The sequence below is a fragment of the Variovorax sp. MSC1_012 genome (assembly GCF_023667525.1).
Lineage (GTDB): Bacteria > Pseudomonadota > Gammaproteobacteria > Burkholderiales > Burkholderiaceae_C > Variovorax > Variovorax beijingensis_B.
In genome coordinates, this window is the sequence record NZ_JAMOZJ020000002.1 from 966,332 (window position 1) to 987,806 (window position 21,475).

Genomic DNA, 21,475 nt, shown 5'->3' on the forward strand with positions numbered 1-21,475 from the left:
GCGAAGAACAAACCGGATCGAGCGCGCATAGCGAATTTCCTTGGGCTGGCGAATCCTATGGCACACCGGCTTGTGGAGTTTGTAGCGCGGACGACATTTGCGTTCTTGCATCGTCGGGACAAACCCGGATTCGCAGAGCCGGAACGTCGGGGCTTGCTGGATCTTGGCGCGCGCTTCCTTGTTGCCCATGGTGTCCATCTTGTAGGCCGCATTGAGCGTGAGCAGGCGGGCCTGGTCGCGATGAGGCAGCGCGACTCGGCGATGCGCTCGTGCCAGATCGACTGCTCCGCGAGCGGGCGGCCGAAGGCCGCGCGGCTGCGGAGGCGATCGCACATGAGTTCGAGCGCGCGCTCGGCGGCACCGACGGAGCGCATGCAATGGTGGATGCGCCCCGGGCCCCACGGGATGGTCGGGCGTCTTCACGAACAGCGGCGTCGCTCAGCGGCCAGCCGTGGCTGAAGAGAATGGGCTGGCCCGAGCCCCAGTCCTTGTAGTAGAGCTCGGTGCCGTCGCGCAGTGTGAGTGTGGTCGTGGTTTGCTTTTCCTTGAAGGTTGAGGGCCGGTGCGCTCAGGCGGGCTGGCGCAGCGGCCGGAACGCTGCGCGCAGTTCCTCGCTGAACAGCTGCGGCTGTTCCCAGGCGGCAAAGTGGCCGCCCTTGCCGACTTCGTTGAAGTAGTAGAGCGTTCGATAGGCGCGCTCGGCCCAGCTTCTTGGCGCGCGGTAGATCTCGCCCGGGAACACGGTGATGGCCACCGGAATCGAGATGTCCTGCGTCTTCTGCGCCGCCGCGCTGAAGTTGTTGTTGTTGTTCTCCCAATAGAACCGCGAGGAAGAAGCGGCCGTGTCGGTGAGCCAGTAGAGGGTGATGTCGTCGAGCATCTCGTCCCGGCCGAGCACGCGCTCGGGTTCGCCGCCGCTGTCGGTCCACTGCGCGAACTTCTCGTAGATCCAACCGGCCAGGCCCGCTGGAGAGTCGGCCAACGGGTAGCCGATCGTCTGCGGGCGCGTCACCATCATGGCGCCGTAGGCAGCGCCCGTCTTGAAGAAGGCGCTGAGCGTGTTGAACGCCGCGCGCTCGGGCGCCGACAGCCCGGCCGGCGCGGGATCGCCATTGTTGATGGGCTTGACCAGTTCCGCGGGCACGGTGGCGGGCATGTTCAGGTGGATGCCCCGCAGGCCTTGCGGTGCCTGGCGTGCCATTGCATCCGAAATGACCGAACCATGGTCTCCACCTTGGGACACGTAATGCGTGTAGCCCAGCCGCTTCATCAGCGTGTCCCATGCGCGGCCCACGCGCTCGGGGCCCCAGCCCGTCTCCCTGGGCTTGCCGGAGAAGCCGTGGCCGGGGATGGACGGGATCACGACGTGGAAGGCATCGGCAGCATTGCCTGCGAAGGCGGTCGGGTCGGTCAGCGGACCGATTGTTTTCAGGAACTCCAGCATCGAGCCGGGCCAGCCATGCGTCAGGACCAACGGCAACGCGTTCGGATGGCGCGAACGTACGTGGATGAACTGGATGTCGATGCCGTCGATCGTGGTGATGAACTGCGGGAGCGCATTGAGCCTTGCCTCGACCTTGCGCCAGTCATAGCCCGTTTCCCAGTAGCGAACCAGCGCCTGCAGCCTGGCCAGCTGAACGCCTTGCGAGGTGTCGCCGACCGTCTCGCGGTCGGGCCATCGCGTGGCCCTGAGGCGCCGGCGCAGATCGGTGATCGCTTCCTCGGGAACGTCGATGCGGAAGGGCCTTATCGCGTCGCCTTGCGCTGCGGCGCTCCTGTCCGCGGGTGTGGCCGCGAAGGTCGCGGCTGCCGAACCTGCGAGAAGGCCCGCAGTTGCCACCAGCGCACCGCGGCGCGTCAGGGTGGGATGGAACGCCGCGCGGCGGCTGGATGCGTCGGAATCTGTCATGGTCATTTGCCTTGTGCTGGTGAATGGAAATCCGTGCGACGCGGCGCCTGGCCGCGTGGTGTCGAAGGACCGTGCGTGGAAGCAAGTCCTATCGGCTGGCCGCTTCGTCGATGAGCTTCGCGACCACCTCGGGCCTGGACGTCATCACGACGTGCGAGGCGCCCTTGACGACCACCGTCTTCACCGACCTGGCACGTTCTGCCATGAAGGCCTGCGCCGCGGGCGGAATGTTCTTGTCGGCGTCGCCGTAGACGAACCAGGAGGGCACCGTCTTCCAGGCGGGTGCGCCCGCGGGCTCGCCGAGCGCCGACTCGGCGATGGGGCGCTGGGTCGCGGCCATCAGGCGCGCAGCCGCGGCCGGAACGTCGGCGGCGAACTGGTCGTGGAACCTGTTCTTCAGGATGTACAGGTCCTTGCCGCCGTCGGCGAGTGCGACCGGCGGTGCCAGCGCGGGCCCGAGCGTGCTGCCGGGGAACTTGCCGGCGAGATCGGCTGCCGACTCCCCGGCTTCAGGCGCAAAGGCCGCGACGAAGACAAGCGCCTTCACGTTGCTCTTGCCAGTGGCGGCGCTGGAGATCACGGAGCCGCCATAGGAATGGCCCACCAGCACCACTGGTCCCTTGACCGCATCGACGATGCTCGCGACATCTGCCGCGTCGGACTTGACGCCGCGCAACGGGTTGGCGGCGGCGATCACCGGATAGTGCTTCGCTTCGAGCTTGCGGATGACGCCATCCCAGCTCGACGATTCTGCGAAGGCTCCGTGCACGAGCACGATGGTGGGCTTGGCTTGCTGCGCAGTGCTTGCAGATTGCGCCGAAGCATTGAACGTGAAGGCGCCAGCCAATGCCATGAGGCCCACGGCGGCCATGGTGCGGGCGAAGCGGCGGCTGAGATTTTTCATTTGGTTTTTCCTGCGGTTGAAGTGAAGGGCAATGAAGAGTGATTGCCTTCTGCAGCTCATGACGAGCGCGGCGGGGCAAGGCACGGCCGCGTTTATAGGATGCGTCTCAACGTGCACCGCAGATGTCTGTATGCCACTGTGTCGGCCGGACAGGGCGACATGAAGAATTACACGAAGGCCTCGCCGGTGAAACGTAGTGTTGGCGTCCGGCCGTGCAGATACACAGGAATACGGAACGCCGTTTGGAAGCGGCAGGGGCGCTGAACAATCCACGCGTTCAGGCGCCGCGGAGCCTTCGCGCTCGGCGGCAATTTCCAACACACAAGGTCCGTCCCATGAATCGAAACAACACACAGAAGGTTTCTGCCTCGGACGCCACAACGCGTCATGCATGCCTGGCTTCATGCCAAGGCACGCTGGCGAAGCTCACCGGCCTCGGCCTGCTTGCGCTCGCGGCGGCGGCCGGCGTCTTTGTCGCGACCTCCAGCGCCGCGGGGGATGCGAAGACTTCGGATGCCTCGCCCCTGTACGGCGTCACTATTCCCAAGGGCTATCGGCAGTGGCAGCTGATCGCGCCGGCGATCGAGGCGGAGCCGTTGAACGAACTGCGCGTGGTGCTCGGCAATGCCAAGGCGATCCAGGCCTACGACCAGGGCACGCTGCCGTTCCCGGACGGAACCATCCTCACCAAGCTGGCATGGAAACATGTGCAGTCGCCGGAATTCGCGCCCGCGTCAATCCCTGGCGCAGCGACCACCGTGCAGGTGATGGTGAAGGACTCGAAGAAATACGCGGCCACGGGCGGATGGGGATTCGGCCGCTTCGTCGATGGCAAGCCCGTCGACCTGGCGCAGCACCAGACCTGCTTTGCCTGCCACCAGGCGCTGGTGAAGAACCACGACTACGTGTTCACGCGGCTCGCGCGTTGACGCGCGAGTGCGGACAGGGCTGCCTCACGTGAGTTGAGTGCTGACGCCGAGCCGATACGTCACGCCGTCGCGGCCGGGGTCGGCGCCGCCGTGCAGGCCATCGGCCTGTACCTGCACGCCGTGCACCCAGCCGATGGTGTAGTTGTACGGGTTGCGGCCAATGGCATAGCCCTGTGCTTCCAGTGTGCGCGTGATGGAACGCGGAATGCGGTTGCACACGTCGATGGAGTTGCCGGTGGACGAGAAGCGCGGCGCCGACACGGCAGCCTGCATCTCCATGTCGTGGTCGATCACGTTGAGCAGCACCTGCAGCACGCCCATCGCGATCTGTGTGCCACCCGGGGCGCCGAGCACCACCTCTAGCTCGCCGTTCTTGAAGGTCATGGTGGGACACGACGAGGTGAAACGGCTCTTGCCAGGCTGGATGCTGCCGGCGCGGCCCGGGCGCGGGTCGAACACGCCCATGCAGCCGTTGTACATGAAGCCCATGCCCGGGGTGATGATGCCCGAGGGCATGGCCAGCGAGTGGGTGAGGGATACGGCGTTGCCGTCGGCGTCCACCACGCTCAGGTGGGTGGTGTCGCGCGGCACGGGCGCGCCGGGGTTCACGCGCTCCACGTTGAAGCGATGACCCGCGCGGATCTGTTCGGCCACTTCGCGGGCCATGTCCTTGGACAGCAACTGATCCAGCGGCACGTCGAAGAACTTCGGGTCGCCGATGCAGCGGTCCTTGTCGATCGTGGCCTTTTTCATGGCCTCGCACACCCTCTGCAGGTAGGCGGGGCTGTTGTGCTCCAGGCTCGCCAGATCGAAGTGCTCGAGGATGTTGAGCATCTCCAGCAGCATGGCGCCGCCGCCCGGAGGCTGGTTCGTCGCGATGGTGCGGTCACGGTAGCGGCCCACGAGCGGCGGGTTGCGCTGCACTTGGTACCGGGCCAGGTCGTCGAGCGTGATCAGCGCGCCCAGAGACTGCAGGTGCGCCACCATCTTTTGCGCCAGGTCGCCCTGGTAGAACGGGCGCGCGCCTTCCTCGGCAATCTGGCGCAGCACGGCGGCCATGCCTTCGTTGCGCAGCGGCGCACCGATGGGCTTGGGGCGGCCGTCGGGGCGGCAGTACAGCTGGCGGCTGTCCTCGCAGTACTGCAGGCGCTCCAGATTACCGACGCGCCCCATGCCGGGCTCGTCGATCCAGAAGGCGTGCATGCCGGGGCGCACGAAGTAGCCGTCCACCGCCCAGCGGACGGCGGGCTCCACCACCTGCTGCCACGGCAGGCGGCCGTGCGCCTGGTGCATGGCCTCCAGGCCCTTGAGCGTGGCGGGCGTACCGATGGACTGGGGGCCGATGTCGTTGACGCGGCCCTTGAGGATGAAGCCGAAGCCGTCCTTGGTCTCGCCCTCCAACAGGTGCTCCCACATGTCTTCCCTGGCCGCCAGCGGCGCGGGCGAGTGGAAGTCGAAATATTCGTGCACCTGGGCGCCGGGCAGGTACACGGCGGCGGTGCCGAAACCTGCGATGCCGCACATCAGCGGGTCGACCACCGTCTGGGCCAGCGCGGTGGCCACGGCGGCATCCACCGCGTTGCCGCCTGCGCGCAGGATGTCAATGCCGGATTCGGCGGCCTCGGGCTGCGGACAGACCACCATTGCTTCTTTTTTTTTCATGACTTGTGCTGACGAGCCCCTTGCTACCTCGGCGATACGGCAAGGAGTGGAGATGGGAGGAAAAAGAGGGCGGCGCTTGCGCGGGTCGCCGGCTTACTTGGCGCTGAGGTTCAGCGCCCCGAGCGTGGGCCCCCAGGCCTTGGCGTCACGCGCCGCCGTTTCCATGACCAGCGCGGAAGGGCCGGACATGGGAATCACGCCCATGCTCTTGAGCTTGGCCTGCACGTCGGGACTCTTGTGGAAGGCTGCCGTTGCCTTGTTGAGCTTTTCCACGATGTCGGGCGGCGTGCCGGTGCGTGCCACCACGGCACTCCAGCCCATGTTGTCAAAGCCCTTCACGCCCAGCTCGCCAAGGGTCGGCACATCGGGCAGCTCGGGGGTGCGCTGTGGCGACAGCACGGCCAGTGGATTGAGCTTGTGGTTCTTGATGTGGGGCAGGGCCGTGCCATACACCGGTGCCATCACTTCGGTCTGCCCGCCGATGGTGGCCAGAATGCCGTCGGCCTCGCCCTTGTAAGGGATGTGGGTCATCGAGATGCCCAGGGCATTGGCTACCAGTTCGACGGCCAGATGGGTGGAATTGCCCAGGCCGGCAGACGCGAAGTTCAGCTTGCCGGGCGCCGCCTTGGCTTTTTCCGTCAGATCCTTGAGCGTCTTGATGCCCGTGGCGGGGTTGGCCGACAGCACGAACGGCACCGTGGTCAGCATCGTCACGCCCACAAAATCCTTCTCGGGGTTGTAGGGCAGCGGCTTGTAGGTGAACTGGTTGAGCACCATCAGAGACACGCTGCCCAACAGCAGGGTGTAGCCGTCGGCGGGCGCATTCAGCGCGCTCTGCGCGGCAATGAGGCCGCCCGCACCGGGCTTGTTCTCCACCACGATGGTGGCGCCAATGGCCTTGCCTGCGTGTTCGGCCCACATGCGTGCGATCGTGTCGCTGCTGCCACCCGGGGCCTGCGATACGAGCAGGCGCACGGGCCGGCTGGGGTAGGAGGCTTGCGCGTACACGGTGGTGGCCGTGGCGGCCGCGACCGCGACGCCCATCAGGATCTTGTAGATGTTCGTGGTTGCTTTAGGCACAGGGATTCCTCTGAGGGTCTGACGTAAAAGATGAAGTAATTTTCATGACAACCCCGCCATCGGCCTAGTGAAAATGCAAAATGGATATATGAAGATTTACTCATGATCGAGCGTTCAGAGGGCCTCTCCTGGGCGCGGGGCATCAAGGTCCGGCATCTGGAATCCTTTCTGGTGCTGGACGAGGCGGGCACGCTGACCGGGGCTGCGGCGCGGCTGCACATGACGCAATCTGCCATGTCGCACTGGCTGGCAGAGCTGGAACGCGTGGCGGGCACGCCGCTGGTGGTGCGCGGGCGCAAGGTGCAGCTGACGCCTGCGGGGCATCTGCTCAAGCGGCTGGCCATCACCGTGCTGGGCGATATCGACCGCACCGGCCGGGAGATGCATGCGGTGGCCGCGGGACGCGTGCCGCGTCTGAACGTGGGCAGCGTCTGGGCGGGCATTGCCGGCGGTCTGCCCGAAGCGGTGACTACGTTCCAGCAGCGCCATGCCGATGTGGCCGTGTCGATTCACGACGGGCTGTTCGACGACCTGCTCAAGGGCCTGGACACGCGTGCCATGGATGCCGTGATCGGCGTTCTGGATGCAAGGGCGCACCAGCCGCAGCTGGCGCACCACGTGCTCTTCGACGACCAGGTGAGCATCGTCATCGGCCAAGGCAGCAAGCACTGGGACAGCGACCAGCCGCTGGGCTTTGCCGACGTACTGCGCGAGCAATGGGTGATGCCGCCCCTTGGTACGCTCACTCGCATCCAGATGGATGCCTATCTCATCGAGCAACAAGCATCGTGGCTGGTGCCTAAAGCAGAAACCGCCTCGCTGACCATGATGCAGGCACTGCTGCAAAAGGGCGACTATGTCGGTGTGTGTGCGGAATCCATGGCGGACTACATGGCCTCGCTGGGGCTGTTCCGGAAGGTCGCAATTGATTCGAACATCCGCTTCGGCCCCATCACCGTGGTGTGGAACCGCGAGCACGTTTCAGCCACTCTCATGGATTTCATTGCCTGCCTGAAGGCGCATGCGCGGAGCTTGCCTGCCGCGCCAGTGCAGGCGCCGCCCAGCGCTTAGCCTCCGGGCCAGCGTCCGATCAGTTGGCGTATCCCATGCCGGCCTCAAGGCGCAGCGCCTTCGCCACGCCCGCCCCGTAGGCCGGATCGGCCCGGGTGCAGTTGTCGATGTGGCGGCGCTTGATGAACTCCGGCGCATCGCCCATGGCGCGCGCCGTGTTGTCGAACAGCACCTGCTGCTGCGCGGGCTTCATCAAGCGGAACAGGTCTCCGGGTTGCTTGTAATAGTCGGCATCGTCTTCACGGAAGTTCCAGAAGTCCGCATCGCCGCGCAGTTGGAGCGGCGGCTCGCGGTAATCGGGTTGTTCCTGCCACTGGCCGAAGCTGTTGGGCTCGTAGTGCAGCGTGCCGCCGTAGTTGCCGTCCACGCGCATCGCGCCGTCGCGTTGGTTGCTGTGCACCGGGCAGCGCGCAGCGTTCACCGGGATCTGGTGATGGTTCACGCCGAGCCGGTAGCGCTGCGCATCCGAATACGCGAACAGGCGCGCCTGCAGCATCTTGTCGGGCGACACGCCGATGCCCGGCACCAGGTTGTTGGGCGCGAACGCGCTCTGCTCCACGTCGGCGAAGAAGTTCTCCGGATTGCGGTTCAGCTCCATCACGCCCACCTCGATCAGCGGGTAGTCCTTCTTGGGCCAGACCTTGGTCAGGTCGAAGGGGTGGTAGGGCACCTTCTGTGCATCGGCTTCGGGCATCACCTGCACGTACAGCGTCCACTTGGGGAAGTCGCCGCGCTCGATCGCCTCGAACAGGTCGCGCTGGTGGCTCTCGCGGTCGCCGCCCACGAGGGCCGAGGCTTCGGCATCTGTGAGGTTCCTGATGCCCTGCTGCGTCCTGAAGTGGAACTTGACCCAGAACCGTTCGTTCTGCGCGTTGATGAAGCTGTAGGTGTGCGAGCCGAAGCCGTGCATGTGGCGGTAGCTGGCCGGAATGCCGCGCTCGCTCATCACGATGGTGACCTGGTGCAGCGCCTCGGGCAGCAGCGTCCAGAAGTCCCAGTTGTTGGTGGCGCTGCGCAGGTTGGTCTTCGGGTCGCGCTTCACGGCCTTGTTCAAGTCCGGAAACTTGCGCGGATCGCGCAGGAAGAACACGGGCGTGTTGTTGCCGACCAGGTCCCAGTTGCCTTCTTCGGTATAGAACTTGAGCGCGAAGCCGCGGATGTCGCGCTCGGCATCGGCCGCACCGCGTTCGCCGGCCACCGTGGTGAAGCGCGCGAACATCTCGGTCTTCTTGCCCACGGCGCTGAAGAGCTTGGCGCGCGTGAACCTCGTGATGTCGTGCGTGACGGTAAAGGTGCCGAAGGCGCCCGAGCCCTTGGCGTGCATGCGGCGCTCGGGAATGATCTCGCGGTTGAAGTTGGCGAGCTTCTCCAGCAGCCACACGTCCTGCATCAGCAGGGGGCCGCGCGGGCCGGCCGTGAGGCTGTTCTGGTTGTCGACCACGGGGGCGCCGAAGGCGGTGGTCAGCGAGGTGTTCTTCGAAGGTTCGGGCGGTTTGCTCATGGGGTTGTCCTCTGATCGGTATTGAAAGCACGCCACTCTACGAACCATCAGCCGGCATTCCCATCAGCTGTTCGTAGGGGGGCGACACATACGAAGGAATGACGCTTGGCGCTTCGCCAAGGCCGCAACGAAGACGGTGGTCAGCCGTGCTTGAGTGCGAGGTCTATCCAGGCCTGCAGCTCGCGAGCATCGATCGGCTTCTCGATCAGGCACAGCGCCGTGCTGGCCTGCACGCGCTCGCGCACGCGGGTCGATGCGAACGCGGTGATGAACAGCGTGGGAACATGGATGCCCTGGCCCCGGACCCGGTCCAGCAACTCGATGCCGTCCATGGCCGGCATTCGCACGTCGCACACCAGGCAGCGCGTGCGGGCCGCCATGCCGGAGGCAAGGAATGCCGGGCCCGACGCGAACTCGCGCGCTTCCCATCCGAGCGAACGCACGAGGCTGCTGGTCGCGGCGCGCACGAAAGGATCGTCGTCGACGATGGACACGAGTTCGATGCTGAGGGGTTGCAAGGGAAAATTCCGGGCTCTTTGACCTGGCAGGCGGCCGGGACTATCCCGCCGCTGCCCGGTGCCCCAGATTAGCGCTGCCGGCGGGCGGCGCCCATCATATGTAGGTATGGCTGGTTGCTCATCGGACGGCCGCGTCCTTCGCCTTGCCCAGGAGCTGCTGCGCCTGTTGGAGATCCGCCGTCTCGAAGCCCTCGGTGTAGTGGGCCAGGGTGCCTTCCAGCAGGGCCCGCGCCTCGCGTTCGCGTCCGGCTGCATGCCACAGCCGTGCGAGGTCCGTTGCCGTTCGCAGCTCCCACGCACGGGCGCCTTGATGCCTGCTGCTGGCCAGCGACTCCACGAGGCATTCCTCGGCCTGCGCCGTGTCCGGGGGCGACAGGCGCGACAACGCGCGGGCCTTGACGCGAAGGAGTTCCGGAAGGTTGTACAGGTCGCCCTTGGCATGCACCAGCGCCAGGGTGTCATCCAGCAGCTTCAGCGCGACGGTTGTCTGCCCCAGGGCGGTCAGGCCCTCGGCCAGCGTCAGGTTGAATGCCGTGGTGAGCAGCTCGTAGCGGGATTCGCGAAGCTCCACCAGGCAGTCCTGGATCGCTTGGACACCGCGCTCGGCATCGCCCCGCCTGACGGCCAGTTCGCCCTTGACCCCCCGGCCCACGGCCAGGTACGGCGTGAGCGAATGCGCCTCCGCATAGGCGATGAATCGGTTGATGTCCCGTTCGGCGCGCTCCAGGTCGCCGACCCACATGTACACCGACACGGCCCAGATCAGTGCGATGCACAGCGTGACGGGATGGTCCAGCTGCCGCGCTTCGTCGACGGCGCGCTGCGCGAGCACGACGGCCTGCGACGGGTAGCCCTGAAGCCACAAGGTCCGGGCCAGCGCGATGCAGGCGCGGTTGCGCAGGTCGAATCCCGAGTAGATGCTGCTGTCCTGCAGCGAGTCGGGCGACCCGGCGAGCGCAGCTTCGAGCAGGCGCCTGGCCTCGGGCTGATCGCCCAGCAGATGGTTGCAGAGCCCGACCAGCGAGTTGGCCGCGGCCACCGCGGTCGCGTCGCCGATGGTGCTGGCCACGCGGGCGCAGCGATGCGCGTATTTCAATGATTCGACGAAGTCGCCGATGCGCTCGTGAAAGATCTGGAGCCGGCCAAGCAGCTGGACCTGGCTGGCGGCATCGTCCAGCGCCTCGGCGACCTCGAGGCTGCGCTCCAGAGCCGCCCGCACCTCGTCGCTGTTGCCGCGGGTGAACATCTGCGACACACCGATGGCCGCCTGCAGGTGCATTTCGGTCGAGCTGCCGCGCAGTGCGGGCGTGAGCTGCGCAAGCGCTCGCCTCGACCAGCTGTGGCACTCGGCCAGCAGCGACTTCGCCAGGAACGCAGGCACCGCGGCCGATGCGAGCGAAGCACCCAGGTCCGTCGCGCGGCCCCGGCCGAAACACCAGCTGAGGGCGGCCCGGATGTTGCCCAGGTCGGCCATCTCCGATGCACCACCGGGCGCATGCCCGGCACCGCGGGACGCCGCCATCTGCTGCAGCCGGTCCCGGAAGTAGCGCGCGTGGTGCAGCGACGCGTCGTCCACGGTCGCTTCGTCGGCCTTCGAAAGCGCGTACGTGCGCGTGCTTTCGAGAAGGCGGTACTGGGTGAAGGCGCCCGACTGGCGGATGGCCAGCAAGGACTTCTCCGCCAGGCTGGCGATCGCGGCGACGATCTGTTCCCTGGACAGGTTGTCCGCATCGGCCACGTGACGCGCGGCATCGAGCGAAAAGTACCCGACGAAGACGCACAGGCGGCACAGCACGCGCCGCTCGTGGACATCGAGAAGCTCGTAGCTCCAGTCCAGCGTGGCCTGCAGCGTGGCGTGCCGCGGCTGCGCACCGCGCTGGCCGAGCCATGAAAGCGCCAGCCGTTCGTCCAGCAGCGTGGCGGTCTGGTGCAGCCCATAGGTCGACACGCGGCGTGCCGCGAGCTCGATCGCCAGCGCCACGCCATCGAGCTTCCTGCAGATGTTCGCGATGATCGGGGCGTCGGTGCCGTCGAGGTCCAGCGTGCTTCCGCTGGCCTCGGCCCTGTCCACGAACAGGCGCGTGGCGGGATAGGCGAGGATCTCGCGGGCGCCGAGGCCGGGGCGGTCCGGCGGACTGGCAAACGGATCCAGCAGGTGGACATACTCGCCCTGGACCCGCAGCGCCTCCCGGCTCGTGGCCAGGATATGGATGCTGGGCGCAGCCTGAAAGATCCTCTCGGCCAGGGAAGCTGCCGCTGCGATCACGTGCTCGCAGTTGTCCAGGATGAGGAGCATCCGGCGCTCGCGCAAATACGAGATCAGGCTGGGAACCGGATCGGCGGAACGCACCGAGAGCCGCAGCATCGAGGCGATGGCGGTGGGTACCAGGGAAGGGTCGGTGAGTGTCGCCAGGTCCACGAAGACGACGGCGCCGGCGAAATCGGCCAGCAGATCGTGGCCGGTGCGAACCGCGACTGTCGTCTTGCCGACGCCCCCGGTACCCACCAGCGTGACGAAACGTCCCTTGGCAAGCTGCGCCGCGACCGCGGCCAGGTCGCCGTCACGGCCGACCAGCAAGCCCGGCGGTGCAGGCAAGCCAGGCTCGACCGGGGACTCGTCCCGGTGCGCCTGGACCTCCGGCTCGGCAAAGGTTCTGGAGATCTTGGCGACGAAGCAGTATCCGCGGCCGACGATGTTCGACACATAACGGGCGCCATCCTGCCCATCGCCGAGCGCCTGCCGCAGCATCGTGATCTGGTAGCGCAGGCTCCCGTCTGAAATGACCACGCCCGGCCAGGCCTCTGCCAGCAGCTCCTCCTTGCTCACCACGACATTCGCCTTGGCAATGAGCGCGAGGAGCACATCCATGGCCCGGCCACCCAGGTCCAGCGGCTTGCCATTGCGCGCCAGCAGCCGCTCGCTCACGCGCAGGGTGAAAGGGCCGAACGAAACGATTTCGCCTGCCTGGGCGAGCGCTTCTTTCCTCATCGAACGAGTGGGCCGCCGATCGCAGGCCTGCATCGATGGCACGCGGTCAACTTGGGCACCGGTTCTGCTCCTGAATGGGTTGAAAGTTCCTGGATGCTTCGCTCACGAATGACAGCAGATTCGTGCTTCGCCGAGGCCGCCGGAGTTTACAGCCAGACGTTCAGCGGTCCTGGTGCGAAAACGCGATCGCATTTCTGGTATTCGTCAGCGTGATGAGAGATGCCGCCAAGACGAAGAAAGTGCCGAACAGCAGAAACAAATGGCTGGGGCGCCAATTCGCACCGATCAGCACGCCCGTGAGCGTGGGGGCAAGAATTGCACCGATTCGCCCGAATCCGATCGCCCAGCCAAGCCCCGTGACGCGCTGGGTGGATGGGTAGAGCGAGGGCGTCAATGCAAAAAGACCGGCGATACAGCCATTCGAGAAAAAGCCGATCAGAAAAATGACGGCGAAGGCGAGGGCCAGATTGGCGAGCAGATGGGAATATGCCGCCATCAGCGTCGCATTGACCAGCATGCAGACCGTCAAGACTTTATCGAGCGGAAAGCGCGCCGCCAGCAGGCCCACCGATGCCGCGCCCAGGATCCCGCCCACGTTCAGCAGCACGCCGCTCGAAATTGCCTGCGAGCCCGACAGGCCAGCCGTCGCGAGCAGCCTGGGCGTCCAGCTGAAGACAAAATAAAAACCGAGAAAGGCAAGAAAAAAGGCGCCCCAGATCGACAGGGTCACTGCCTTCATGTCGCGCCCGAACAAATCCCTCAGATAGGCCTGAGCAGCTGTTTCCTTTCTGCCGGAATCGGGCAGGCTCTCGAGCTTCAGCAATCCCAATTTGGGCAGGATGCGGTTGATTCGGTGCAGCGAAGCCGCCGATTTCCGGGAGGCCAGGAAATCGATGGATTCCGGAAGCCAGGCCAGCATCACTGGCAGGGCGGCCAGAGTCATCAGGCCTCCGCACAGAAAAACCGCTCGCCAGCCCGCGTCGGGAATCAATTGCACGGCGATCAATCCACCAACGGCTGCACCCGTGGAGAATGCGGCGGACTGGAGCCCTATTGCCAGGCCCCGCCATCGCCTCGACGCAAACTCACCGGCAATGACATAGCTGCTGGCCATGATGCCGCCAATGCCGACGCCGGTGCTGAACCGCAGCCCACCCAATTCGATCGGAGAAGCCACGTAGGCCGAGCCGGTCATCGCCGCACCCACGATGGCGAGACAGCCGATGATCAATGGCCGGCGCCCCCGACGGTCGGCCCACGGCGCGAGAAAAAGCGAGCCCAATGCCATGCCGATCGGGGCCGCACTGAGCAAGTAGCCCAATTGCACGCCGCTGAGCGACCAATCGTCGGCGACGGCCGATGCGGTGAAGGCCATCACGAGGACGTCGAATCCGTCGATCATGCTGACGATGAAGCAAAGCAGGACCACGGACCATTGAAATCCATTCATGGATTTCTCGTTGATCTCCTGAATGATTGATCTTTCCATTTCTTTTTGATTGCTTGTTCTTCAATGGAAAGAACTGATTCATGGCCCGGGAGGGCCCGTAATCTAACACCGCATAACGCAGTGGGCGGCGCCTTGCCCGCCGGGGCCCGCATCCGTTTCCGCGTCATGCCACCACGAGCGGCAGCGTCAACCGTGCCTCGAACCCGCCGCTGCGGCGGTTCTCCAGATGCAGCTCACCCTGCATGGCCTGCGCCAGGCGCCGGGCGATCGCCAGGCCGAGGCCGGACCCGGGCTTGCCCTCTTGAGGCTGCTGCCCCCGCACCCAGGGCGAAAGGACGGCGTCGAGCTGCGCCGGCCGGATGCCCGGACCGGAGTCAACCACTGCCAGCACGAGGCTCTTCGTATCGACGCGGGCGCAGACACGCACGTCCGTGCCGTAGCGCAGCGCGTTGTCGATCAGGTTGGCGAGCACGCGCCGCAGCGCGAGGGGGCACGCAACCACCGGTTGGCCGATGGATCCGTCGAGCGCAATCGCACGGCCCGCGTCGCGGTAGTCGCGCACCAGGTTGCCGATCAGGCCATCGGCATCGACCCGCTGCAGCGGCTCGGCCAGGCTGTGCTGCATCCGCGCACAGGCGATGCTGCCCTCGACCAGCTCGCGCATCTCGGCGAGATCCCGCTCCATGGCCTCGCGCGCCTCGGAGTCTTCGAGCATCTCGCAGCGCAGACCCATGCGGGTGAGCGGCGTGCGCAGGTCGTGTGCATAGCCGGCCTGCACGTCCAGGTGCTGGGCCTCGCGCTCGGCCTGCCGGCGGCGCAGCGTGTCGATCGCGCGCGCCAGCCGGGCGATGCCGGCCGAACCGTTCTCGTCCAGCGCAGGCAGGCGGGCGTCGCTGCCGACGTGCTCCAGCGTGCTGGCCAGGCGCGCCGCAGCCGCATGGTGGGCCCGCAGCTTGAGCCCGAGGAACCCCGCAGCCAGCGCGAGGCCGGCGAGCAGCGACATGCACAGGAGCCACGGCGCGCTGTCGCTGATCGTGCGGGCCGTGGACGCAAGCGCCGAAGCATGCGTGTCCTGCCCCAGCGCGAGGACGGCGAGCGCGCGCGCCGCGGCCAGTGCCATGCCGCTGGCGGTGTTCGGATGGGTGGTGCCGATGGACTTCAAGGGGCTGCAGGTCATCTCGTTCTCCGTTCGCCGGCGCAACGGCCGGTACGGAAGAGATGACATCACGGGGAAGGGCGTGCGCACCATTGCACCAGCGTTCGGCCAACCCCTACGAAGGTTTGCCGTCGCCATGCGTCCGTGTGGACGGCGAGGACGCCATGCCGAGCAGCGTGCTCAGTGCGTGCCTTGCAGGAGGCCGAGCGCTTCCATCTTGCGCACGAGCTCCGCGACCGAGCGCGAGTTCATCTTGCGCATCGCCTGGCCCCGATGGATCTTGGCGGTGATCTCGGCAATGCCCATGCGGGCGGCGATCTGCTTGTTCATCAGCCCCGCGGCCACATGCTGCACCACCTCGCGCTCGCGCGGCGTGAGCGAGTCCCAGCACAGCTGCAAGGCATGCAGCGAGTGCCCGAGCGCCAGGCGCCTGGCGTCCTTGTCCAGCGCGGCGGTGACGGCATCGATCATGTCCTGGTCGCGAAAGGGCTTGCTCAGGAAGTCCATGGCGCCGGCCTTCATCGCCCGCACGGTCATGGCGATGTCGCCGTGGCCGGTCATGAAGATGATGGGGATCGGCGCGCGGCCGGACTGCAGCAGGGTTTGCTGCAGGGCAAGGCCGCTCTGGCCGCGCAGGCGCACGTCCAGCACCAGGCAGGAAGGGCCGCCGGCCCGCGGTGCGGCAAGGAATTCCTCGGTGGCAGCGAAGGTGCGGACCTCCAGGTCGATCGAGCGCAGCAGGCTGCCGAGCGCATTGCGCACGAGTTCGTCGTCGTCGACGATGTAGACCACGCGCGTGTCTTGGTCCGTCTGCAAGGGTGTGGAGATATCGATGGCAGGATGCATGGGCGTCGCTCGCATTCGGTTCAGGCCGATTTCGCCGGATCCGGGCGCGGCAGCGTGAATACGGCACGCGTACCCGCGGTCTCGCGCGGCAGCAGGGCCAGCGTCCCGTCGTGCGCATCGAGGATCGACTTGCAGATCGCCAGGCCCATGCCCATGCCGTTGGCCTTGGTGCTGAAGAGGGGCTGCAGCAGCTGGTCGGCGTCCTCGGCACCGATGCCGGTGCCGACGTCGTCCACCGCGACGCGCACGCGGCCTTCCTGGTCGCTCGCGCACGCCAGCAGCAGCCGCCGCGCGCCGTGCTCGAGCCCCGTCATCGATTCGGCGCCGTTCATCAGCAGGTTCACGGCAACCTGCTGCAGCTGGACGCGATCTCCGTAGACCGGCTCCGGCGAGTCCAGGCCCTGCAGCTCGAGCATGATGCCCAGCGATTCGAGCGGACCTGCGACCAGCGTCACCGCTTCGCGCAGTGCTTCGTTGAGGTCGAACACCGCAAACTGCGGCTCGGCCTTGCGCGCCTTGGCTCGCAGGCCCTGGATGATGGTGCGGGCCCGCAGTGCGCTCCTGCTGATGTGAACGAGCATCTCGCGCGCTTCGGAAATGTCCGGCGTGCTGCGATCGAGCCAACGCAGCGCGGCACTGGCGGAGGTGTCGACGGCCGCGATCGGTTGCCCGATCTCGTGGACGATGGACGCCACCAGCTCGCCCATGGCCTTCAGGCGGCTCGCGCGCTCGAGTTCCGCGAGCGCCCCCCGCAGTTCTTCTTCGGCAAGGGCGCGCTGGTGGTTCTGTTCGAGCAGCTCCTCGTACAGGCGGGCGTTCTCCAGCGCGAAGGCCGCATGCGAGGCGATCACTTCCAGCACCTCGGCCTTGGACTGCGTGAAGACGTGGGCTGCGAGGCTGTTCTCGAGGTACAGCACGCCGATGAGGGTCGCATGGCGCATCAACGGCACGCAAAGCACCGAGCGCGGCCGCCGGCGGCGCACGTAGTCGTCCTGGGCAAGGGACGGCTCCTCGCGCGCATCGCCCACCACGATGCGCTGCTGGGTGCGCGCGACGGACTGCACGATCGATACCGGGCAGGTATCGGTGCCGAGCGCGACCGGCTCCTGCGTCACCGAGATGGCGCCATCCAGCACCTGCGCCTGCGCGCGCACCTGCCAGGCGCCCTGGCGCAGCAGCGTCAGCGTGCCGTAACCCGCTCCGGCACTCTCGAGTGCGGTGCGCAGCAGCGTTTCCACCAGGCGTGCGGGAACGATGTCGCTCGCGAGCGCTGTCGAGATGCGCAGCACGGCCTGCGCGTCGAGCGCCTGCAGGCGGCTCGTCGCGGGCGCCCATGCGTCCTGCTCGAACACCGCGGGATGGGCGGCCTGCAGCTGCCGCACCTTGGCCGTGGCGCCCCAGCGCTGCCACGCGCCGCGTGCGTAGCGCAGGTTGCCGTGCGCGGACAGTTCATCCCCGCGGCTGGCGTGGAATGCGGCGGCCAATTCGGCGGCCAGCGCCTCGACTTGCGTGAAGCCGTTGCGGCGGGCCTGCGACACCGCGTGCGCATAGGCCTGGCTCGCTTCGAGCGGCTTGCCGGCGACCCGGGCCAGCTCGGCGCGCACCAGCTCGAAGCGGGCCGAGAAGTTGTCGGGGCAGGCCAGGGCCCAGGTGGCAAGCTGGTCCACGTCGCGCTGCAGCGCCGCCTGCTGCGCGGCATCGCGCGCGGGCAGCGCGAGCAGCGCCAGCGCGCCGTAGTACGGCAGCTCGCCGCTTTCGGCAAAGGTGCGTCCTGCCGACGCACAGGCCTCGGCGCGGCCGCGGGCCTCGAGCGCCTCCGCGAGCTCGCCGCACAGCAGTGCGCCCTCGAGCCGGTACACCCAGTATTCGAAGTCCACCAGCGTGGGCGGCGCGCTTTCCTGGGGCAGGCGCGGCTCTTCGCGGGGGTCGCCGCGGGTGCCGTCCTGCAGCCGTGCCAGCAGCAGCTTGTGGGACAGCAGCGCATCGACCACGAACTGGAAATTCGCGTCGCGCGCGATGCCGAGACCGCGCTCGACCGTGTCGCGCACCTCGCCCAGGAATTCGCCCGCGAACAACATGCCGGAGGCCTCGTTGGGGGCGCAGTAGATCGCGAAGGTATGGTCCGCGGTCTCCACCAGGACCTTGTAGGCACGGCGGATGTAGTCGCGTGCCGCGCGGGCGGGCTGCGTCCACGGCACGATCATGGTGCCGAAGGCCATGTAGACGCGGCCGCGGTAGCGGGCGAGGCCGCGCTCGTCGACCAGGTGCAGTGCCAGCGCGCCGAACTCGCGCGCGGCGGCGTAGTTGCCGTAGCGCACGCCGAAGACCTGTGTCATGCACACGTACCCGTCCGCCGAGGCATCCGTGTGGCCGTGCACGATCCCGAGATTGGTCATGCGCAGCAGGATCAGGTCGACCAGGTTCTGGTCGGTGTACAGCGCCGGCGGAATGAGGTCGGCAAAGATGTTGGTGATGGCGCGGCGCAGCGGATCGGTCGCGACCGGCAGCTGCCGCAGCGCGTCCATGCCGTGGCGGTCGAGCCAGGCCTGGAGCTGCGCGTATTCGCGATCGACCGCGGCGTCGTCGGGCTGCATCGGCACGTAGATGCCCGACTTGCGCAGGAACGCCAGCCCGACGCCCAGCGCCAGGTCGAAGCGGCCGAGCGTGGTGTAGAGCGCGGCGCGCAGGCGCGCCAGGTCTGCGCCGAAGATGCCGTCGCCGGCCACCTGCTCCAGTGCCGCCAGGCGCGCCTCGGCGGCTTCGAGCGCACCGGTCATGAATTCGGCCTCGCCGCACGATGCGCGCGCGGCCAGGCCATCCTCGCTGGCATCGTCTTCGCCGAGGAAGTCGAGCGCGGCGCGGAAGAAGCCCAGGGCCGAATGGTGCGCCGTTGCGGCCTTGGCCTGGCGTCCGGCCTCGAGGTTGAGCCTGGCGAAGCGGCGCCGCTCGTGGGGAACGTCGACCACCGGCCGCGCGAGATTGGCCTGCCCGGCAATCGCGAAGACCTGCGCGGCGGTGGCCGGGTGCGCGAGCTGGCGGCGCGCGATCTGCAGGTGCAGCGGTGCACGCCCCTCGAGCGGAATCGAGGCGTAGGCCGCTTCGCGGAAGCGATCGTGGCAGAACACCCAGTCGCCGTCCTCGCGGCAGGCGCTGCCGGCCTGCACTGCCGCCTCGAGCACCGCCTCGAGGCTGCGCAGTGCATCGGCGCCGGGAACCAGGCCCGTAGCGATGGCAAGCGCTTCGCCCGAAGCGCGGTGGCCGAGGCAGGAAAACAGCTGCAGCACGGACTGCGTCGGGCCCGGCAGTTGTTCGAAGCGGCGCGCCAGCAGGTCGACGACGTTGTCGATGCCCGGATGGGCCGCGATGCGCTCCAGGCTCCAGCGCCAGGCCGCGGCCTGCGCGTCGTAGGCGAGCAGCCCGTCATCGGCGAGCAGCCCGAGCAGGTGCTGGGTGAAGAACGGGTTGCGCCGGGTCTTGCGGCCGATCACTTCGGCGAGCGGCCCGAGGGCATCGGCGTCCTGCTGCAACGCCAGCGCAATCAGTTCGCGCAGGGCGCCCTCGTCGAGCGGGCCGAGTTCCACGGCCACCGAGTCGGGCACTTCGGCGAGCCGGCCCGCGCGCAGCGGATGATTCGCGTCCACCTCCTGGGTGCGGAACGCGCCGACCAGCAGCAGCGCCTTGTCGGGGTACTGGTGAAGCAGGCGCTCGAGAACCTGCAATGTTCCCGCATCCGCCCATTGCAGGTCGTCCAGCCACAGCAGCAGGGGGCGCGCGGTCGTTGCAAAGCAGGCCAGCAGGCGTGCCATGCCGTGGAGCACGCGTTCCCGTTCGAGTGCCGGTGCGGTGTCCGGTGCTTCAGGCGTCTCGGCCTGCGGGCCGAGCACCACGGCCAGGGAGGGAAGAAAGCCGGCCAGGGTGCGATCGACCGCAGTCGTCGCCTCGCGGATCCGGTCCTGCCAGATCGCGAATTCGTCCTCGGGGCAGCCGAGCACGAACTGCAGCAGCTGCTCGAGCGCCTGCACCAGCACCGCGTAGGGCCTGCCGAGGCTGCCTTCCTCGCTCTTGACCGCCGCCAGCAGCGGCGTGCCCGATTGCTGGATGCGCGCCACCGCCTCGCGCAGCAGTATCGATTTGCCGATGCCCGATGGGCCCGAGACCCAGGCCACGCGCGATCGCGCACTACCGGCGACTTCGCGGTAGAGCGCGTCCAGCGCCTGCAGCTCGGCATCGCGGCCCAGCAGCTGCTGCGTGCGCAGCATCCTGTGCAGCGTGGCGTGGGCGTCGAGCGCGAAAGGCGGGATGCACCCCTGCTGGCGCTGCAGCGTCTCGCAGCGGCGCAGGTCCGCGAGCACGCTCGCAGCGTTGCCATAGCGGTGGTCGGGCGCTTTCTCGAGAAGCTTCAGGACCAGCAGCGACAGTTGCGCGGGGACGCCCTCCTGCAGCTCGCTGGGCGGGCGGGGCTTCTGCGTCGCATGCGCGTGGATCCGTTCCGCAACGTCTTCGCCCTGGAAGGGGGGCCTGCCGGCCAGCAGTTCGTAGAGGATGCAGCCGAGCGAATAAAGATCGGCGCGTGCATCGACGCGAATGTTCATGCGCCCGCCGAGTTCGGGCGCCATGTAGTCGAAGCTTTCCTCGTCCCATGCCAGGCTGCCGTCGGCCGGCACGCCGTTGTGCGCATCGAGCCGCGCTGCGTAGCCGAACCCCGTCAGGTACGCATTTGCGCCGGGCGTGCACAGCAGGCGATCGGGCGTCAGCGCGCGGTGCATCACGCCTGCCGCGTGCATGGCCTGCACGGCGGCGGTGAGCTGGAGTGCCAGCGCAATGAACGCATCCGTGTCGCACACGGGGCGGGCGGTCCGGCGCAGCAGTTCGCCGCCCGGGTCCTTGAGAACCAGCAGGGCCCCTTCGCCGTGCGGCACCAGCGCCATCGGCACCGCCGCCCAGTCTTCGTGCAAGGCGCCACGGAACGCATATTCGCGCTGGAGCGTGGCCAGTGTGGCCGGGGCGACCTGGCCGCGCCCTGCAACGAGCCAGGATGCGCAGCCGTCGGCGTCGGCGCGTTCCAGCCGTGGCGTGCCCGTGCCCAGGTCGTGGAATTCCCGTGAAAACAGGCCTGCGCCGGAGAACTTCTGTTCGGCGGTCTCCCGTGCCGCAGGAAAAATCTGCGGGCTTCCGTGAGCGGGCTCGGTTTCCGCGCGATCGACGTAAAGGGTACTGTCCAGGATCTCTGCCTGGCGGCGCTCACTGAGTTCTTCTTGTCGCATGGGGGTAGCTTCCGAAGGAGGTTCGGTTCTGGACGCGCCTCTGTGCGATCCGGACGCCCCGGTCCGCTGCTCGGCATGGTCTTGAGACGGTGTCCTTTCGCTCCGTGTATCTATTGGAGCGCAAATACCCGCGTGAAGGCGGTCGGGCGCGTTGGCGTGTGTTAGGCGTTGTTAGGCATGGTGGTCGATGCGAGAC

13 protein-coding genes and 2 pseudogenes are annotated in these 21,475 nt (G+C 67.3%); 2 read left to right on the forward strand and 13 right to left on the reverse strand.

The annotated features are described in order from the left end of the window. Window positions 1-159: 159 nt before the first annotated feature. From L1081_RS30010 to L1081_RS30025, 4 genes and pseudogenes are all read right to left on the reverse strand, one after another. A pseudogene (locus L1081_RS30010) lies at window positions 160-398 on the reverse strand (acyl-CoA dehydrogenase family protein); the annotation flags it as partial. 38 nt (window positions 399-436) lie between these two features. Then, window positions 437-517: pseudogene (locus L1081_RS30015) on the reverse strand (alpha/beta fold hydrolase); the annotation flags it as partial. Between the two features lie 51 nt (window positions 518-568). Next, the gene (locus tag L1081_RS30020; RefSeq protein ID WP_489417127.1) at window positions 569-1,909 is read right to left on the reverse strand and encodes an alpha/beta fold hydrolase; all 1,341 of its coding nucleotides are present in this window, start codon (window positions 1,907-1,909) and stop codon (window positions 569-571) included. A gap of 88 nt (window positions 1,910-1,997) precedes the next feature. Further along, window positions 1,998-2,813, reverse strand: a complete 816-nt coding sequence (locus L1081_RS30025; protein WP_489417128.1) for an alpha/beta fold hydrolase — start codon at window positions 2,811-2,813, stop codon at window positions 1,998-2,000. Window positions 2,814-3,148: 335 nt separating this feature from the next. Here L1081_RS30025 and L1081_RS30030 point away from each other — a divergent pair, with 335 nt between their 5' ends. Beyond that, window positions 3,149-3,742 (forward strand): cytochrome P460 family protein, encoded by a 594-nt coding sequence (locus L1081_RS30030; protein ID WP_489417129.1) that lies wholly within the window; start codon window positions 3,149-3,151, stop codon window positions 3,740-3,742. 24 nt (window positions 3,743-3,766) lie between these two features. Here the strand turns inward: L1081_RS30030 and ggt are convergent, their stop codons facing one another. Both ggt and L1081_RS30040 read right to left on the reverse strand, forming a co-directional pair. Next, window positions 3,767-5,404, reverse strand: coding sequence for a gamma-glutamyltransferase (gene ggt, locus L1081_RS30035; RefSeq protein ID WP_489417130.1), 1,638 nt, complete (start codon window positions 5,402-5,404; stop codon window positions 3,767-3,769). A 93-nt stretch (window positions 5,405-5,497) separates the two neighbouring features. Continuing rightward, window positions 5,498-6,484: a tripartite tricarboxylate transporter substrate-binding protein gene (locus L1081_RS30040; RefSeq protein ID WP_489417131.1), complete on the reverse strand. Its 987-nt coding sequence runs from the start codon at window positions 6,482-6,484 to the stop codon at window positions 5,498-5,500. Window positions 6,485-6,586: 102 nt separating this feature from the next. Between L1081_RS30040 and L1081_RS30045 the strand changes: the two genes are divergently transcribed. After that, window positions 6,587-7,555: a LysR substrate-binding domain-containing protein gene (locus L1081_RS30045; RefSeq protein ID WP_489417132.1), complete on the forward strand. Its 969-nt coding sequence runs from the start codon at window positions 6,587-6,589 to the stop codon at window positions 7,553-7,555. A 19-nt stretch (window positions 7,556-7,574) separates the two neighbouring features. Here L1081_RS30045 and L1081_RS30050 read toward each other — a convergent pair whose 3' ends face one another. The 7 genes from L1081_RS30050 to L1081_RS30080 all read right to left on the reverse strand — a co-directional run bounded on the left by L1081_RS30050 (window position 7,575) and on the right by L1081_RS30080 (window position 21,279). After that, window positions 7,575-9,056, reverse strand: coding sequence for a catalase (locus L1081_RS30050; protein ID WP_489417133.1), 1,482 nt, complete (start codon window positions 9,054-9,056; stop codon window positions 7,575-7,577). Window positions 9,057-9,196: 140 nt separating this feature from the next. Further along, window positions 9,197-9,574, reverse strand: a complete 378-nt coding sequence (locus tag L1081_RS30055; RefSeq protein ID WP_489417134.1) for a response regulator — start codon at window positions 9,572-9,574, stop codon at window positions 9,197-9,199. 118 nt (window positions 9,575-9,692) lie between these two features. After that, window positions 9,693-12,563 (reverse strand): winged helix-turn-helix domain-containing protein, encoded by a 2,871-nt coding sequence (locus tag L1081_RS30060; protein ID WP_489417135.1) that lies wholly within the window; start codon window positions 12,561-12,563, stop codon window positions 9,693-9,695. Window positions 12,564-12,723: 160 nt separating this feature from the next. Then, on the reverse strand, window positions 12,724-14,052 hold the full coding sequence (locus L1081_RS30065; RefSeq protein WP_489417136.1) for an MFS transporter: 1,329 nt from the start codon (window positions 14,050-14,052) through the stop codon (window positions 12,724-12,726). A 124-nt stretch (window positions 14,053-14,176) separates the two neighbouring features. Further along, window positions 14,177-15,190 (reverse strand): ATP-binding protein, encoded by a 1,014-nt coding sequence (locus L1081_RS30070; RefSeq protein ID WP_489417137.1) that lies wholly within the window; start codon window positions 15,188-15,190, stop codon window positions 14,177-14,179. A 159-nt stretch (window positions 15,191-15,349) separates the two neighbouring features. Then, on the reverse strand, window positions 15,350-16,015 hold the full coding sequence (locus tag L1081_RS30075) for a response regulator (protein ID WP_489417138.1): 666 nt from the start codon (window positions 16,013-16,015) through the stop codon (window positions 15,350-15,352). A 20-nt stretch (window positions 16,016-16,035) separates the two neighbouring features. Then, a complete protein-coding gene (locus tag L1081_RS30080; protein ID WP_489417139.1) occupies window positions 16,036-21,279 on the reverse strand; it encodes an AAA family ATPase in 5,244 nt (1,747 codons plus the stop codon). Window positions 21,280-21,475 lie beyond the last annotated feature (196 nt).